Source organism: Pantoea sp. X-Soil-TKNS-1279 (genome assembly GCF_059730565.1).
The window spans coordinates 4028605-4046346 of record NZ_AP035948.1 but is presented as its reverse complement, the minus strand read 5'-3'; the positions used below and the strand labels follow the sequence as shown (position 1 = coordinate 4046346).

Annotated in this window: 13 protein-coding genes; 5 read left to right on the top strand and 8 right to left on the bottom strand. The window is 56.6% G+C overall.

What is annotated here, in order from left to right; all coding sequences use genetic code 11:
• Nucleotides 1-187: 187 nt before the first annotated feature.
• Both AC6I8N_RS18965 and iolB read left to right on the top strand, forming a co-directional pair.
• Nucleotides 188-1693, top strand: coding sequence for a CoA-acylating methylmalonate-semialdehyde dehydrogenase (locus AC6I8N_RS18965; protein ID WP_021184882.1), 1506 nt, complete (start codon nt 188-190; stop codon nt 1691-1693).
• Between the two features lie 23 nt (nt 1694-1716).
• Complete coding sequence (gene iolB, locus AC6I8N_RS18960; protein WP_021184881.1) at nt 1717-2532, top strand: 5-deoxy-glucuronate isomerase; 816 nt, start codon at nt 1717-1719, stop codon at nt 2530-2532.
• A gap of 91 nt (nt 2533-2623) precedes the next feature.
• On the opposite strand, the gene AC6I8N_RS18955 is transcribed toward iolB, so the two are convergent.
• The 5 genes from AC6I8N_RS18955 to AC6I8N_RS18935 are packed head-to-tail and all read right to left on the bottom strand — an operon-like array spanning nt 2624 to nt 9631.
• Complete coding sequence (locus AC6I8N_RS18955; RefSeq protein ID WP_497829683.1) at nt 2624-4645, bottom strand: CocE/NonD family hydrolase; 2022 nt, start codon at nt 4643-4645, stop codon at nt 2624-2626.
• The gene (locus tag AC6I8N_RS18950) at nt 4642-6264 is read right to left on the bottom strand and encodes an ABC transporter ATP-binding protein (RefSeq protein WP_415173653.1); all 1623 of its coding nucleotides are present in this window, start codon (nt 6262-6264) and stop codon (nt 4642-4644) included. The genes AC6I8N_RS18955 and AC6I8N_RS18950 overlap by 4 nt, the downstream gene beginning before the upstream one ends.
• A complete protein-coding gene (locus AC6I8N_RS18945; RefSeq protein ID WP_021184878.1) occupies nt 6261-7091 on the bottom strand; it encodes an ABC transporter permease in 831 nt (276 codons plus the stop codon). Before AC6I8N_RS18945 ends, AC6I8N_RS18950 begins: the two co-directional genes overlap by 4 nt.
• Nucleotides 7092-7094: 3 nt before the next feature.
• Nucleotides 7095-8042, bottom strand: a complete 948-nt coding sequence (locus AC6I8N_RS18940) for an ABC transporter permease (RefSeq protein WP_021184877.1) — start codon at nt 8040-8042, stop codon at nt 7095-7097.
• Nucleotides 8042-9631 carry an ABC transporter substrate-binding protein gene (locus tag AC6I8N_RS18935; RefSeq protein ID WP_021184876.1) on the bottom strand — a complete coding sequence of 530 codons (1590 nt, stop codon included), beginning with the start codon at nt 9629-9631 and terminating at the stop codon, nt 8042-8044. Before AC6I8N_RS18935 ends, AC6I8N_RS18940 begins: the two co-directional genes overlap by 1 nt.
• Before the next feature lie 194 nt (nt 9632-9825).
• Between AC6I8N_RS18935 and AC6I8N_RS18930 the strand changes: the two genes are divergently transcribed.
• On the top strand, nt 9826-10107 hold the full coding sequence (locus AC6I8N_RS18930; protein WP_021184874.1) for a CBU_0592 family membrane protein: 282 nt from the start codon (nt 9826-9828) through the stop codon (nt 10105-10107).
• Nucleotides 10108-10231: 124 nt separating this feature from the next.
• Here AC6I8N_RS18930 and AC6I8N_RS18925 read toward each other — a convergent pair whose 3' ends face one another.
• From AC6I8N_RS18925 to AC6I8N_RS18915, 3 genes are all read right to left on the bottom strand, one after another.
• Nucleotides 10232-11146, bottom strand: coding sequence for a LysR substrate-binding domain-containing protein (locus AC6I8N_RS18925; RefSeq protein WP_208724326.1), 915 nt, complete (start codon nt 11144-11146; stop codon nt 10232-10234).
• 107 nt (nt 11147-11253) lie between these two features.
• A complete protein-coding gene (locus tag AC6I8N_RS18920; RefSeq protein ID WP_013510847.1) occupies nt 11254-12096 on the bottom strand; it encodes a MurR/RpiR family transcriptional regulator in 843 nt (280 codons plus the stop codon).
• A 193-nt stretch (nt 12097-12289) separates the two neighbouring features.
• Nucleotides 12290-14203 carry a bifunctional 5-dehydro-2-deoxygluconokinase/5-dehydro-2-deoxyphosphogluconate aldolase gene (locus tag AC6I8N_RS18915; protein ID WP_497829682.1) on the bottom strand — a complete coding sequence of 638 codons (1914 nt, stop codon included), beginning with the start codon at nt 14201-14203 and terminating at the stop codon, nt 12290-12292.
• A gap of 528 nt (nt 14204-14731) precedes the next feature.
• On the opposite strand from AC6I8N_RS18915, the gene iolD reads away from it, so the two are divergent.
• Nucleotides 14732-16666 carry a 3D-(3,5/4)-trihydroxycyclohexane-1,2-dione acylhydrolase (decyclizing) gene (gene iolD / locus AC6I8N_RS18910; protein ID WP_021184871.1) on the top strand — a complete coding sequence of 645 codons (1935 nt, stop codon included), beginning with the start codon at nt 14732-14734 and terminating at the stop codon, nt 16664-16666.
• Nucleotides 16667-16725: 59 nt separating this feature from the next.
• Entirely contained in the window at nt 16726-17739 is a 1014-nt protein-coding gene (gene iolG, locus AC6I8N_RS18905; protein ID WP_021184870.1) for a bifunctional inositol 2-dehydrogenase/D-chiro-inositol 1-dehydrogenase, read from the top strand.
• Nucleotides 17740-17742: the final 3 nt, after the last annotated feature.

Here is a 17742-nt window from a genome sequence, read left to right as displayed (position 1 = left end):
TTTCATATTTCGTTTTGTATACCCGATCTATGCGGCGGCCATCGTGGATGGGACGCTAGGAAAAATGCGATCCAGCCCGCTAAAAGGAAATTTTCCAAAAATAAGTATTTGAAAAATTTATTTCATTGTAATAGCTTCATATCACGCTTTTAGTCTTAGCTGGTTTACACATTAAAGAGGCAACGACATGAACATCGTAGGAAACTTTATCGGCGGCCAGATTACCCACAGCGCCAGCAACGAAACTATCCCTGTTTACGATCCGGCGACCGGCAAAGTGATACGTGAGCTGACGCAGAGCACCTCGGACGAAGTCGCTCAGGCGATTGAAGTCGCGCATGCGGCCTTCCCGGAATGGTCGAAGACCTCTCCGCTGCGTCGTGCCCGCGTGATGTTCAACTTCAAAGCTCTGATGGAACAACACCGTGAGGAGTTGGCGGCGTTGATTGTCTCTGAACACGGTAAAGTCTGGTCTGATGCGCTGGGCGAGCTGACGCGCGGTATTGAAGTGATTGAATTTGCCTGCGGTATTCCGCATCTGATCAAAGGCGAAAATTCACCCAACGTGGGCGGCGGCGTTGATAGCTACTCGCTGATGCAGCCGGTGGGCGTGGTGGCGGGTATTACGCCGTTCAACTTCCCGGCGATGGTGCCGTTGTGGATGTTCCCGATTGCGCTGGCCTGCGGTAACACCTTTGTGCTTAAGCCACCGGCGCTCGACCCGTCAGCCTCTGTGCGCATGGCGGAGCTGCTGAAAGAAGCGGGTCTGCCAGATGGCGTGTTCAACGTGGTGCACTCCTCCAACGAAGATGCTGAGCAGCTGTATAAAGATCCGCGTATTGCGGCGGTGAGCTTCGTCGGTTCATCCGGCGTGGCCGAGCATATCTACAAAACCGCCAGCGCCCACGGCAAACGTGTTCAGGCGTTTGGCGCAGCGAAAAACCACGCCATCGTGATGCCGGATGCGGATCTTGATGCCACCGTGAACGCCATTATGGGCGGCGCATTTGGTTCGGCCGGTGAGCGTTGCATGGCACTGCCGGTGGTGGTGGCCGTGGGTGAAGGCACCGCCGATAAACTGATTGCACGCCTGACGCCGTTGATCAAAGCGCTGCGCGTCGGTCCGGGTATCCAGAAGGGAGCGGAAGAGAATGAAATGGGGCCGGTGGTGTCTGCCGCGCACCAGAAAAAAGTGCTGGGTTATATCGACAAAGGTGAGCAGGAAGGCGCGAAACTGGTGGTGGATGGTCGTAACTATCAGGTGCCGGGCCATGCGGAAGGTTATTACGTGGGCGGTACGCTGTTCGACAATGTGACCTCAGAGATGACCATCTGGCGCGAAGAGATCTTCGGACCGGTGCTGAGCATCATGCGTTCCCCGGATTTCCACAGCGCGCTGCAACTGGTCAATAGCCATGAATTCGGCAACGGTAGCGCCATCTTCACCAGCAACGGCCACACCGCGCGTGAGTTTGTGCAGGATGTGGAAGCGGGCATGGTCGGCGTCAACGTTCCGGTGCCGGTACCGATGGCGTTCCATAGCTTCGGCGGCTGGAAACGTTCGGTGTTTGGCGCGCTGAACGTGCACGGTCCGGACGGCGTTCGTTTCTATACCCGTATGAAAACCGCCACTGTGCGCTGGCCGAGCGGTCAGCAGACGGTGTCTGAATTCAGCATGCCGACCCTGGGTTAATCTGCCAACAGAGGAGGAGGGTGATGTCACTACTTGCGAAAGCGCAGCAGCCAGACAGCAATGGCCGTATCCAGCATGTTACGCCGGAAAGCGCGGGCTGGGGATATGTCGGTTTTGATGCTTACCTGCTGAAGAAGGGACAGACGCTGAAACTCAGCAGCGGCGATAAAGAGCTGTGTCTGGTGCTGGTGGCAGGTTTTGCTTCGGTGAAAACCCGTCATGCGGAGTTCCCCAATCTCGGTAAGCGTCTGTCACCGTTCGAGCGTATTCCGCCGTATTCGGTGTATGTGCCGCATAACGATGAGGTGGAAGTCTACGCCGATAGCGATCTGGAGCTGGCGGTGTGCAACGCCCCCAGCCAGGGCAACTTACCGGCGCGCCTGATTGCGCCGGAAGATGTCGGGGTCGAACATCGTGGCAAGGGACGCAACCAGCGTCTGGTGCATAACATTCTGCCGGACACTCAGCCAGCTGATAGCCTGCTGGTGGTGGAAGTCTACACCGACGAAGGCGCGACCAGTTCTTACCCAAGCCACAAGCACGACCAGAAGGACAGCCCGGACGAAACCTACCTGGAAGAGACCTATTACCACCGTTTCGATCCGGAGCCGGGTTTTGCCATGCAGCGCGTGTATACCGACGATCGTTCACTCGACGAATGTATGGCGCCGTATAACCGGGATGTGGTGACGGTGCCGCGCGGCTACCATCCGGTGGCAACGCTGGCGGGGTACGATAATTATTACCTGAACGTGATGGCGGGTCCGGTACGTCTGTGGAAATTTACCTGGGAGAAAGATCACGCCTGGGTGAATAGCGACAAGTATCCGCGCGTTTAAATCGCGCAAACCGCGCGATGAATCGCGCCGCTACGATATTTACATGTATTTGTAGCGGCGCGATTTATCGCGCTTTTTTTGATGTGCGGATTTAACGTTTAATCCGTCGATCCCAACGGCGATTAAACACCGCTTCACCGTTATGCTGCACCTTCATCTCGCCGCTGATGATGAAATGCGTCAAATCGCTGCGCATTTCCAGCTCAATATCGGTTTCCGTCCACCAACCTTCCCGGCCAATCTTCATGCTCTGCGTCAGCAGATAATGGGCTGACAGCGGATCATCGTTATGACAGGTCAACTGGCGGCGCAGGCTGTGATCAACGGTAGTATCGATATCGTCAAAACGATAGACGCCCTCACCGAACACCCCGCCGATACCGTGGGTGACACTTTCCCAGCTATCGTTGACCACGTCATAACGCAACTCACGTTCGACACGTCCCGGCGACAGTAACGTCAGTGGCGTATTGGCTGCGGTGATCGGTTGCGGGTTGGGGCCGTCAATCGCTGTCACCTGACGACATACCGGCAGGTCGAGTGCGGCGCTCGCCAGATTCACCCTCAGGGTGGCGACTTCCGCCATCGGCCAGATCATTGGCCAGAAGGTGGTCGCCAGCGAAATGCGCAGACGATGTCCGGCGGCAAAGCGCCAGGCGATACCGTCCAGTTGCACCTGCACATCCACCACTTCACCCGGCGTCAGTGGCACGTTTTTATCCTGCCCCTGCAAATGGCTCAGGTTAACCCAGCCGTGTGTCACGCGGGTTGATGCGCCATCCGGTGCGATATCGGAGAGACGGACATACAGCATCGCCGCCGGTTTGTCGCTGCTCAGTTTGACGCTGAACTGCGGGAAACCGTAGATGCTCAGGCTTTCGCTTAACGGCGCGCTGTCAAAACTCTCTGCCAACCCGTCGTCCATACGTTGGTCGCTCGGGCTTTCGCCCAACACGCCCGCCCCCATCCACTCTCCGGCAAACAGGCCGTGGTTCTGCTGAGTACAGATGGCTTGCCAGCTCTCCTGCGCCAGCGGCGTGGTGGTCAGGCTGCCTGGTTGCACATGCCAGCGTTGCGGCTGGGTCACCGCGTCGGTATCGCCGTCGATAGCAATCCACTCGCCAAACGCCTGGGGACGCTGTGATCCCGGACGCTGGCTGTCGTTCAGCCAGGCCTGCACACGCGGGCCAGCCAGTGCGTCATTATCCACCTGCTTCAGCCAGCGATCCCACCAGGTCACCGCTTCCTGGAGGAAACCAATTGCCGGTTCCGGCGTGCCATCCTGCGGATAGATATGCGCCCACGGGCCGATAATCGCCTTGCGCGGCACGTCGAGGTTGTCCATCAGACGGAACACCGCGTTGCTGTAGGAATCCGCCCAGCCGCCAACCGCCATCACCGGACACTGAATTGCCGACCAGTCTTCACCGACCGAACCGTGTTTCCAGTAAGCATCTTTCAGCGGATGATCCATCCACAGCGCCGGGAAGAATGGCATGTTTTCCAGCCGATTCAGCCAGTCCTGATACCAACTTTCCCCTACCAGGGCCGGGTCCTGCGGGCGACTCTGATAAGCCAGCATGATGCCGCCCCACCACAGGTTGTCATTCAGCAGGCAGCCGCCTTTGTAGTGGATATCATCGTTGTAACGATCGTCGGTAGAACATACGGTAATGATGGCTTTCAGCGCAGGTGGGCGGCGCGCCGCCAGTTGCAGGCAGTTAAAACCACCCCAGGATTTGCCCATCATGCCAACCGCACCGCTGCACCAGGATTGCTGGCTAATCCAGTCAATCACCTCCAGCGCATCTTCCTGCTCCTGCAACAGATATTCATCTTCCAGTAAGCCGTCTGATTCGCCGCTACCGCGCATATCGACGCGCAGCACCGCATAACCCTGACCGGCGAAATAACCGTGCATCGGCTCATCGCGGGTACGTGTCCCGTCGCGCTTGCGGTAGGGGATGTATTCGAGAATGGCGGGCACCGGCTGCTGGCTGGCGGAGAGTGGCAGCCACATGCGCGCGGCCAGGCGCGTGCCGTCTTTCAGGGTAATCCAGAGATGTTCCGTCACGCTGACGCTGTGGGGGAATTGCGTTACGAAGGTTTTCATGAGGCTCCTGCCATTGCGTTGTTCTGACGCTGACCCAGCACCTCATCCAGCCAGGTGGTACGCATTTCCGGCACTGAGGTCAGTAGTTTTTCGGTGTAGCTGTGCATCGGGGCGCTGAACACTTGCTCGGTTGGCCCCTGCGCCACCACGTTGCCCTGGTACATTACCGCCACCTGCTGCGCGATGCGCTTCACGGTGCTGAGATCGTGGGTGATAAACAGGTACGACAGCCCCAGTTGCTCCTGCAAACGACGCAGCAGATTCAGCACCTCTTCCGCCACCAGCGGATCAAGTGCCGAGGTGGCTTCATCGCAGATGATCAAGTCCGGCTCGGCGGCCAGTGCGCGGGCGATACAAACACGCTGCTTTTGACCACCCGACAGCGCGGCGGGGTAGCGATCGATCAGGGTGAGCGGCAGCTCGGTCAGGCGCAGCAATTCTTCCACGCGTGCCCGTACCTGGCGTTTATCCAGTCCGAAATAGAAGGCAATCGGGCGGCCAATCGCTTCAAGGATGGTCTGGCGTGGGTTGAGCGCCACATCCGGCAACTGATAAATCATCTGGATGCGGCGCAGCGTCTCTTTGTCGCGCTGCTGGTAGCGATTCGCCAGCACCTGACCGGCAAAGCTGACGTTGCCCGCGGTATCGCCCAGCAATCCACACAGCGCGCGTGCCAGGGTGCTTTTGCCACTGCCGGATTCGCCGATAATCGCCAGGGTTTCCCCTTTGGCAATGCTCATCGAGACGCCGTGAACCACGGTTTTGCCGTTGTAACCGGTGGAGAGATTTTGCAGGCTCAGCAGTTGACCCTGCGCGGTGTTCTCGGCGTGCACCGACGTCAGCGCATGGGCGCGCTCCGATACCAACCGTTGGGTATAAGTTTCCAGCGGATTTTGCAGAATGTCAGCGGTGCTGCCGCATTCCACTTCGCTGCCCTGACGCAGCACCATGATGCGGTCAGCGATTTGCGCCACCACCGCCAGATCGTGGGTGATATACAGCGCGGCGGTGTTGAACTCGCGTACCAGCTTGCGCAGCATCACCAGCACTTCAATCTGGGTGGTGACATCCAGCGCGGTGGTGGGTTCATCCATCACCAGCAGGTCAGGTTTGCAGGACATCGCCATCGCTGCCATCGCGCGCTGCAACTGGCCGCCCGACAACTGATGCGGATAGCGCTGGCCGATGGTTTCCGGCTGCGGCAGATCCAGCGCCCGGAACAGCGTCACTGCCCAGGCCTGCGCTTCTTCGGCGTTCATCAGGCCATGACGGATCGGGCCTTCGCACACCTGTTTACCGATGGTCAGCGCCGGGTTAAACGCGGCGGCGGCGCTTTGCGCCACATAGGCCACGCGTCTGCCGCGAATTTCACGCTTCTCTTTGCTGGAGAGCGGCACGATATCCTGTCCGGCGATACGCACTTCGCCACCGGCAATACGGCAGCCGGAACGGGCATAGCCCAGTGCGGCGAGGCCGATGGTGGATTTACCGGCACCGGATTCGCCAATCAGTCCCAGCACCTCGCCGGGTTTCAGGCTGAGTGAAATGTTCTGTACCAGTGGAATGCCCTGGTCGGTTTCAATGCGCAGATTGCGCATTTCCAGAATCGGTTGAATCATCCTTCTTCCCCCAGCGAGAGGTTGTTGCGCACCAGCAGCCAGTCAACCACCAGGTTGACGCCAATGGTCAACAGGGCGATAGCGGCAGCCGGGTAAAGCGGGGCCAGTTGGCCGAAGTTAATTGCCTGGGCGTTGTCACGCACCATGCTGCCCCAGTCGGCCCACGGCGGCTGGATACCCAGACCGAGAAAGCTCAAACCGGCGATAAACAGGAAGGTGAAGCAGAAACGCATGCCAAATTCCGCCAGCAGTGGCGGGATGGCATTCGGCAAAATCTCCTTACGCACGATCCAGCCGAGGCCCTCACCGCGCAGACGCGCCGCTTCGACATATTCCTGGCAGACAATGCCCTGCGCCACCAGACGCGCCAGACGATAAACGCGGGTGGCATCCAGCAAGGCAATGGTGCCGACCAGCACCGGAATCGAGGTGCCGAGTACCGACAACACGATCAGCGCCAGAATCAGTACCGGGATCGACATCAGGGTATCGACGATGCGCGTCAGCACCACATCGACCCAGCGGCCATAAATGGCGGCGGTGAAGCCGGTGAGAATACCGATGACAAACGAGATGGCGGTGATGGCCAGCGCGATGGCGATGGTGGTACGTGCGCCAAACAAAATACGCGACAACATATCGCGGCCAAGGCTGTCAGTGCCGAGCGGCAGCGCGCCGGAAGGCAGCATCCAGATATCGCCCACCTGTGCGGTTTCGCTGTGCGGTGCCAGCCACGGCGCAAACAATGCGGCAATCAGGTTAATGGCGATGATCGCCAGGCCGAGCATGGCGGAAAACGGCACCGCGCGGCTTTTCAGTTTTTTCATTGCTTACCTCGCGTGGCGCAGTCGTGGGTTACACCAAATCGCCAGCAAATCGGCGGCGGTGTTGAGCAGAATGTAGGTGCCGCCAAACAGCAGCCCGCAAGCCTGCACCACCGGCAGGTCGCGCTTGGTCACCGCATCCACCATCAGTTGCCCAATGCCCGGATATACAAACACCACTTCGACCAGAATCACTCCCACCACCAGATAGGCGAGGTTGAAGGCGATGACGTTGATGATCGGTGCCAGCGCATTCGGCAGCGCATGGCCCAGCACAATGCGCCAGCGCGACAGGCCTTTCAGCAGCGCGGTTTCGATATAGCTGCTCGACATCACCGCACCCACGGAGGCGCGGGTCATCCGCAACATATGCGCCAGCACCACCAGCACCAGCGTCAACATTGGCAGAGTGCAGGCGTACAGGCGTGAAAGGAAACCGGCATCCGGGTCGACCAGCGCCAGGCTGGGAAACCACGCCAGGCGGATGGCGAAGAAAATCACCAGCACATAACCGACAAAGAATTCCGGCACGGAAATACTCAGCAAGGTCAGCGAGTTAGCCAGACGATCAAACCAGGAACCGCGCCACACCGCCGAGGCGATACCCAGCAGCACCGCCAGCGGAATGGCGATGATGGCGGCATAACCGGCGAGGAACAGCGTATTCGCCAGACGCGGTAATAGCTCCGCGCTAATCGGCTGGTTGTTCGCCAGCGAGTTACCGAGATCGCCGTGCAAAACGCCACCCAGCCAGTGCAGGTAGCGCCAGATGGCGGGCTGATCCAGTCCGAGCTGCGTGCGCAGCGCGGCGATGGTTTCCGGCGTACCGTTTTGTCCGAGAATTGCGCTGGCGACATCGCCAGGCAGCAATTCCGTACCGACAAAAATCAGTAACGACACCAGCCAGAGCGTGAGCAAGCCCAGCAGCAGGCGATGTAAAATCTGCTTTTTCATTACGACTCCAGCCAGACGCGTTCAGCCAGGCGACCACCCATAAAGTTGAACATCGGATGTGGTTTTACGCCGCCCAGTTTTTTGCTGGTGGCATCAAGGTAGTCACCGAACAGCGGGATCATCGCACCACCATCATCGCTGGCGATTTGCTGCAATTCGCCATAGATCTCGGCACGTTTCTGCTCATCCAGCAGCGAACGTGCCTGAATCAGCAGGCTGTCGAATTTCTCGTTCTTCCAGTGGGTATCGTTCCACTTGGCGGTGGATTGCCATGCGGTGGAGAACATCTGGTCAGCGGTTGGACGACCACCCCAGTAACCCATGCTGAACGGGGCTTTCATCCACACGTCGTCCCAGTAGCTGTCGGCAGGCTGACGTTTGATGCTGACCTGAATCCCCGCCGGTGCGGCCTGACCCTGGAACAGCGCAGCAGCATCGAGCGCACCGGCAAAGGCGGCATCGGAGGAGGAGAGTTCGACCGGCAGGCTGGTCAGTCCGGCTTTCTTCAAATAGAACTTCGCTTTGTCGGCATCATAAGCACGCTGGGGCAGCGCTTTGTTGAAGAAGCGGTCAGTTTTCGGGATCGGATGGTCATTACCCAGCGAGCCGTAGCCACGCAGTACGGTCGCCAACAGTTTTTCACGGTCGATACCGTATTTAATCGCCATACGTACGTCGTTGTTATTAAACGGCGCAACGCGGCAATCCATCAGGAAGGTAAAGTGCTGGCCGCCAGACGAACGGATGATGTTCAGCGCCGGGCTGCGTTTCAGGAAATCAACGGTTTTGAAATCCACGCGGTTAATGGCATGGACCTGACCGGAGATCAGTGCGTTGGTACGTGCGGTGGCATCGTTGATCACCAGTACTTCGACCGCATCAACAAAGGCGCGATTCGGTTTCCAGTAATTCGGGTTACGTTTGAAGTAAGAACGCACGCCAGGCTGGTACTGATCAAAGACAAAGCCGCCGGTGCCGATCGGGTGTTTCCAGTCGGTGAAGCCGTCCGGCACCACCACCAGATGGTAATCCGCCAGCAGATAAGGTAAGTCGGCGTTGCCGCTGTCCAGCGTCAGGGTGATTTCGTTATCACCGCTTTTCTTCAGCTCGGTGATGCTCGCCAGTTGGGTTTTGATGGCGCTGCGCGACTGGTCGCCGCGATGCAGGTTAATGGAGTAGAGAATATCTTCTACCGTCAGGGTCTTACCGTTATGGAAGGTCACGCCCTGGCGTACTTTAAAGGTCCACTCCTGCGCGCCAGGTTTTGCCGACCAGCTTTCCAGCAGCTCTGGCGTCGCCTGGTTGTTCTCATCAATCTCGATCAGGCCGTTCATCAGCATGTAAGCCTGGTTGAGCGGCACCCAGTCACTGAACAGCGTTGGGTCCAGTGAATCGCTGGTATTGCCGCCGGACATACCGAGTTTCAGCACGCCGCCTTTTTTCGGGGTGGCCTCAGCCGCAAAACCGGCGAAAGGAGAAAGTGATAATGCCGTACCCGCACCAATCAGCGCGGCAGTATTGATAAATGAACGGCGGCTTAAATTCGCGCCCTGAAGATATTTGTTAAATTTGTCCTGCTCGTCTTTCATTTATTTTTCTCCGTTGTTATTCGCCCTGTTTTACTAATCACCCTGAGCCTTAGCGCAGTTATTTCTGATTTATATCAAAACCAATAAAACCTGATGTATGAGATTTTCGTATCAGACTATGCGAAAAACGCGCAGCAGAACACCCACAAAAAAGATAATTTCCTGATCACAAGGCAACACCAGGGAAAATGCATGTGGAACTGCATACGATAGTTGGGCTAATTGGCGTTTTTTGTTACTTACTGGCTTACGCACTGGTTCAGTTGCGTAAATTAGTCATTGATTCAGATATTTATGCTTGTCTGAATATCGCGGGAGGGGTTTGTGGCCTCTATTCATTGAGTCATGATTTTAATTTGGCGATGGTGATTTCCCAGTCGATGTGGTTAATTTTTACGCTGGTTGGTATGCATTCTTCACATCGTCGACGCGGCGCGCTAAAAAATAAACTTCCGCCGATGGATACCCAGCAATAAAGAAAGGGAAATAGCGGCATAGGCTTTTATTTTATATATAAGAAAAACCTATGACGTGATATTAATTTACTTATGTTTTGTATAAACGGTGATGTGGCAAATAATCTGCTGCATTACCGTTTTTTTATAATGGCAACATTTCAGTCTGATGTTGGTGCTGGAGCCAGCTCATAACATGGCGCACAATCGGCTTGAGATAGCGGTCCTGCGGGATCAGCAGAAAACATTTGCCGTTGGCAGCCAGCTTGCCGCTATGGGCCGGCACCAGCTCACCCCGGTTGAGATGATCCTGCACTAAGCCTTCCCAGCCGAGTAATATCCCGTCACCCCGCACCGCCGCCTGCACCAGAAACGGATAGTTATTCGCCCGCCAGGTCTGACGTGGCACAAAACTCAACACATTTTGCGAGGCGAACCAGTCACTCCAGCCGGTCCATTCACGTTGCGGGTCGTCCTGAATCAGCAACATATGGTGGAGTAATGATTCGGCGGAGGCATTATCCTCAAGCCTGGTCAGGAACTCAGGGGCGCACATCGGATAACAGATTTCGTCAAACAGCGGGGTGGCCTGAAAGCCTGGCGGGGCTTCGCGTAGATAGAAAATTGCCAGGTCAAACTCCGACGAGCGCATATCGGCAAAGCTGTCGGAGATTTTCATACGGATTTGCAAATCGGGTAATTCGCGGTGCAGCGCGGAGAGTCGTGGGGCTAACCATAGCGATCCCATCGCGCTGGTGCAGGCAATCGTCACCTGCGGCAGACCGTTCCAGCCCATCACTTCAGCGGTGGCATGGGACAGGGCGGAGAGCTGCTGACGTACCTGAGTGGCATAAGCCTCGCCGCGTGGCGTCAGTAACACCCGGCGTTGCGTGCGGGTGAAGAGTTTGCAACCGAGCATCTCTTCCAGCTGCAAAATCTGGCGGCTGGTGGCGCTTTGCGTCAGGTTAAGTTCTTCAGCCGCGCGCGAAATATTGCCGTAGCGCGCCACACACTCGAAGGCAATGAGCGTGTTGAGGGGCGGTAAAGGTTCGATCTGCATCAATCCTGCCTCGGTACGGGGGAGAATGCGCCGCCGCAGCGGTCGCGATCCTCACACACTAACCATCGCGGGGGAGGCTGGCAAGCGTCTCGCTGCCAGCCGCAGGGTCAGGCTTTTTCGACGTTATTCAGGGCCAGGGAAACCGCGAGGGTTTGTGCCAGGCACAGAGACGCCACCTGTGAGCGGAAGCCATCAACCTGCGCTTCGCGTACCACAAAGCAGACATCGCTGAAGGCCGCCAGCGGGCTGACCTGGCTGTCGGTGATGGCGATTTGGTGCGCGCCACGTTTGGCACCCAGTTCCACCAGTTCTACCGCTTCACGCGCGTACGGTGAATAGCTGATGGCAATCACCACGTCTTTCGGGTTCACCATGCTTAGCTGTTCGGTGAACATGCCGCCGAGGCCATCGATCAGGAACGCGCGACGCTCCAGATGGCGCAGCGCGTACACCAGATACGACGCCACGCTGAACGAACGGCGCAGACCAATGATGTAAATATTTTCCGCTTCATTCAGCATCTTCACCGCTTTGTTGAGCTGGTCAGGGTTAACCTGCATCGCCAGCTGTTGCAGCGCCTGGCTGTTGACCATAGTGAAGACGTTGAGGATTTCGACCGGGCTTTCCGGCGAAGAGGCGCTGTCGTCGGTGGCGGTCTGACGGAACAGGCGGGCGCGTTCGGTGTAGTTCACCGTCTCTTCCATCAGGTGCTGACGGAAAACCTGCTTCATCTCGTTAAAACCACTGAAACCAAAGGCGTTGGCAAAGCGGATCAGCGTAGAAGGGGGGACATCCGCTTGCTGCGCGATTGAGGCCACGGTGTCGAAAGCGATGCTGTTGCTGTTATCAAGAATATAACGCGCCACCTGTTTCAGGCGTTTACTCAGCGTCTCATAACGACGACGAATGTCGTCCTGTAACAAAGTCAGTTGGGTGGGGTTATTGGTCATTACTTCGGCCTGCTAATAAACATTGTGGCTGGATAATGAGCGCTATAGTACCAGATGGATGGAAAATTTCATTTGTTTGGCAGCATCGTGACGGTTATTTCATCGGTTTATGAAACGCCTCACAAAATGCAGGGGGTAATCGTAGCGGCGCGATAAATCGCGCCGCTACGTTCGTGCACTATGCGGGTACTGTTTAACCGCGTGCCGCGCGCCAGTACTCAATCAGGCGCAGATAATTGCCTTTCACTGTTTCAATCAGCGCCTGGTCATCCAGCTCGCCCTGCAACCACTGGCGTGATGGCTGGCCGAAAATGGTGCGACCTACTGCAAAACCTTTCACCCACGGTGCCTGGGCCGCCGCCGCGAAACCGGCTTTCAGCTTCTCTTCCGGTGCATCAAGGCCGAGCAGCAGAATGCCACGGCAGTGAGGATCCTGCTGTTCGATCAGGCTGCTTACCGCCTGCCAGGTTTCTGCCGACAGCGGCGGTAACTTCCACCAGTCGGGCTGGATGCCGAGGCGATAGAAGTGGCTTAGCATATCGACATAGTAAGACTCTTTTTTATCCGGGTTACTCTCCGGCAAAATCACTTCCAGCAGCAGCTCGTGCCCGCTTTTGTTACAACCCTTCCACACATCCAGCAGCAGATCGTCCTGCTCTTTACGCAGTTCCGCGCTGTCATGTGGGTGGTAAAACACCAGGCATTTCACCACATGTTCCTGCGGCCAGTCGATCAACTGGGAGCCGATATTGCCGTGCTCCAGACGCAACGGGCGCGAACTGGGTAACTCAATCGGGCGACCAATCCACCAGCCTTTACCGGTGATGGCGTTCAACGCTTTCTGGCCGTAGGTGGTATCCGCGAGGATGCCGCTTTTGCTGTCCAGACCGGCCTGTTGCGACGCCTCTTGTGCTGCCTGCAACAGCAGCAGCTTGAGTTGTGGGATGCGGCTTTCATCGACACCGGCCTCGCGCGCCATATCGGCCAACTGCTTACGATGGTCGAAAGCGAACACGTTCAGTTCCGGCCACTCACGGGTGCGCGAAGTGACACGGTGCAGGTGATTGAGGCGGGTATCGAGATCCGGGCGTTTTACCTCTTGATCGCGGCTGAGGAAATCATCCAGTTCCTCTTTGGTCGGCATCGCTGGCGCGCAGCCGTGGCGAGATACCACCAGTGCGCCGCAGGCATTGGCATAGCGACACGCCTGTTCCCAGCCTTCATCGTTCAGCCAACCACGCAGCAGGCCAGACATAAAGGCATCACCCGCGCCCAGTACGTTCAGCACTTCTACGCGCACGCCGCTGTGCAGTTTGGTCTGCTCCCAGCTGTCCGGGATCGCGCCTTCAAATACCACGCAACCCAGCGGGCCGCGTTTGCACACCAGCGTCGCCTGGCTGGCCTGACGCACATTTTTCAGCGCGGTCAGGGTATCGGTGCTACCACCGGCGATATGAAACTCTTCTTCTGTTCCGACAATCAGATCGAAATAGTGCACCACTTCCTGAAGCTGTTTTGTAACCTGGCTGGACTCGATGAAACGCGTTTCACCGTCGCCGAGTGAGGTCAGCCCCCACAGCACCGGGCGATAGTCGATGTCCAGCGCAGTGCGCAGGCCGTTTCGCCTGGCGATATCCAGCGCTTTCAATACCGCGGCACGGGTATGAGGATGCGACAGGTGAGTACCGGTTACTGCGACAGCGCGTGAGGAAGTAATGAAATTTTCCTGAATATCTTCGGGTACCAGCCCCATATCCGCGCAGTTGTCACGGTAGAAAATCAGCGGGAAAGTCTCTTCATCTTTAATACCGAGGATCACCAGCCCGGTCAGGCGATGTTTATCGGTAATCAACCCCTCAGTGCTGCAACCCACGCGTTGCAGGGTTTCACGCAGAAAGCGGCCATTATGCTCGTCCCCGACGCGTGCCAGCATGGCGGATTTCAACCCCTGGATGGCCGTGCCATAGGCAACGTTGCCGGAAGATCCGCCGAGGTATTTAGCGAAGGTGCTCATATCTTCCAGTCGCGCGCCAATTTGCTGACCGTAGAGGTCGACGGCGATGCGTCCGATACAAATCACATCAAGCCGCTTCTGTTGTGTACTCATACTTGTGGTTTCCTTCTGTGATAAGCAGACACTTCGGGCGCTGTGCTTCCGGGTTCTCAAGGTGCCTGATTGGCTATGGTCGCAGTATGGGGAATAAAAATTCCAAATTCAATATGAAATGAAATATTCGTCACGATTTTGTGAACCAGGTAAAACTCTGAACAACGTAGAATGCAAGGGAGAGTGGCAAGACAAGTTTCACGGATGCTCTGGCTTGTGAGCCAGCTCTCAGGAAAACCCTGAGAAATAATGGAAGCTGCTGAAGTGAAATGAAATTTCTTTATGAGGCTTCTTTGCTTTATTGTTGTTCCACTTTCCCCCCTTTTTGGCCTGTGTCTGGGGCCGTTCCATCCCTGAATTTGATCTCCATCGCAAAATGAAATGTTTCTTCTGTAATCGTATTTTATGGAAAAAATATTTGTTTATAATCGCCTCACGTTTCACTTATCCGCGGTCGCCATTTCCGGTGCGTTGACGTCAACCGCGTTGTACCTGGTTCACAGGTACCAGCATGTAAAGGATGAGCATATGGGCACAATCAGATTAACCACGGCACAGGCGCTGGTGAAATTTCTTGATAACCAGTATCTGAACGTTGATGGCGTTGAAACCAAGTTTGTGAAAGGCATTTTCGCTATTTTCGGTCACGGCAACGTGCTGGGGCTGGGGCAAGCGCTGGAACAGGACAGCGGCGATCTGGTGGTGCATCAGGGCCGTAACGAGCAAGGTATGGCGCATGCCGCCATCGGTTTTGCCAAGCAGTCGCTGCGCCGCCAGATTATTGCCTGTACCTCGTCGGTCGGACCGGGCGCAGCCAACATGATCACCGCCGCCGCGACAGCAACCGCCAACCGTATTCCTTTATTACTGCTGCCGGGCGATGTGTTCGCCACGCGCCAGCCGGACCCGGTGTTGCAACAAATCGAGCAAAGCCACGATCTCAGCATCAGCACCAACGATGCCTTCCGTGCCGTCAGCAAATACTGGGACCGCGTCAGCCGCCCGGAGCAGCTGATGACCGCCTGTATAAACGCATTGCGCGTGTTGACCGATCCGGCGGAAACCGGTGCGGTGACCATTGCGCTGCCGCAGGATGTGCAGGGTGAAGCCTGGGATTTCCCGGAATATTTCTTCCAGAAGCGCGTACATCGTCTGGATCGCCGTCTACCCACGGTGGCCCAGTTGGAAGAGGCACTGGCACTGATTGCGCGTAAACATAAGCCACTGATTGTATGCGGTGGTGGCGTGAAATATTCCGAAGCGGGTGAAGCGCTGCGCCAGTTTGCTGAGCGTTTCAACATTCCGTTTGCCGAAACGCAGGCGGGGAAAGGCACCATTGTCTCTGACCATCCGCTAAATGTCGGCGGCGTCGGTGAAACCGGCTGTCTGGCGGCTAACCTGCTGGCGAAAGAAGCGGATTTAGTGATTGGCGTAGGTACGCGCTACACCGATTTTACCACCGCTTCGAAATGGATTTTCCAGAACCCGGACGTCAGCTACCTCAATATCAACGTCAACAACTTCGACAGCTACAAGCTGGATGCGGTGCAACTGCTGGCCGATGCCCGCGAAGCGCTGACCGCGCTGGATAAGGGTTTGCAGGGCTTTGAAAGTCACTGGGGCGGCCAGATCGATCAGGCACAAAGTAAGCTGCTGAAAGAGACGCAGCGCGTGTATGCCGCGACCTATAACACCGACGATTTCATCCCAGAGATCGCCGACCATATCGACCGTGAAGCGTTGTTTGCCGAATTCCAGCGCCTGACGCAGTCGGTACTGACGCAGAGCAGCGTGCTGGGCACCTTAAACGAGCAACTCCCAAAGGATGCGGTGATTGTCGCGGCCGCGGGCAGTCTGCCGGGCGACCTGCAACGCGTGTGGCGCACCAAAGATTACAACTCGTACCACGTTGAATATGGCTACTCCTGCATGGGCTACGAGGTGAATGCCGCGCTGGGGGTGAAGCTGGCTGAGCCGCAGCGTGAAGTCTACGCCATGGTCGGTGACGGATCTTTCATGATGCTGCACTCCGAGCTGGTCACCTCAGTTCAGGAAGGGGCGAAAATCAACGTCATCCTGCTGGATAACATGACCAACGGGTGTATCAACAACCTGCAAATGGAACACGGTATGGACAGCTTCACCACCGAGTTCCGCTTCCGTAACCCGGAAGGCGGCAAGCTGGACGGTGGCTTTGTTCCGGTGGATTTTGCGGCGATTGCGGCAGGTTACGGCTGCAAAACCTATCGCGTCACCAGCCTGGAGCAGCTGAAGGCCGCACTGGCCGATGCGCAGAAGCAGACGGTCTCAACGCTTATCGATATTAAAGTGCTGCCGAAAACTATGGTCCACAAATACTTCAGCTGGTGGCACGTCGGGGTCGCGCAAGCGTCCACTTCCGAGCGTACGCAGCAGGTGGCTGACAACCTTAATGCGCATATCGAACAGGCGCGTAAGTACTGATCTTCAGGCCGGACTTCTCCGGCCTTTATTTACCCTTATCCGACTCTACAGGTGTAATTATGACGCTCAAACTCGGTGTTATCGGTACCGGTGCAATTGGTCAGGAACATATCCGCCGCTGCAACAATGTGCTACAGGGTGCGAAGGTGGTGGCGGTTTCAGATATTAATGTGGAAGGCGCGCGTGCTGCGCTGCAACGTCTGAATATTGATGCCGAGGTTTATCAGGATGGTCATCAGGTGATCAACTCGCCAGAAGTTGATGCGGTGCTGGTCACTTCATGGGATCCGACACATGAAGAATTTACCCTCGCGGCGATTGCTGCGGGCAAACCGGTGTTTTGTGAAAAGCCGCTGGCACTGAGCGCCGAGGGTTGTCGCCGCATTGTCGATGCAGAAATCAAACACGGCAAACGCCTGGTCCAGGTCGGGTTTATGCGCCCTTATGATGCCGGTTACCGCGCACTGAAAAAGGTCATCACCGACGGTGAAATCGGCGAGCCGCTGATGCTGCACTGCGCGCATCGCAACCAGAGCGTTGGCGAGAACTACACCACCGACATGGCCATTACCAATACCCTGATTCATGAGCTGGACGTGCTGCGCTGGTTGACGGAAGACGACTACAAAACGGTGCAGGTGGTCTTCCCGCGCGTGACCTCGAAAACGCATGCGAAGCTGAAAGATCCGCAAATCGTGTTGTTTGAAACGCAGAAAGGGATCCGCATCGACGTGGAAATCTTTGTGAACTGTGCGTACGGCTACGACATCCAGTGCGAGGTGGTGGGGGAAGAGGGCATTGCGAAACTGCCGGAACCTTCAGCGATTCAGATGCGTAAAAACGCCCGTCTTGGCAACGCCATTCTGACTGACTGGAAAGATCGTTTTATCGAGGCTTACGACGTGGAGTTGCAGGCGTTTATCAATGATGTGAAAGCTGGCCAACTGACCGGGCCTTCTGCCTGGGATGGTTTTGCGGCCTCAGTGGCGGCGGATGCCTGTCTGAAAGCGCAGAACAGCGGGGCTATCGAAGCGGTTGAAATGCCACCGCGTCCGACTTTCTACAACAAATAATCA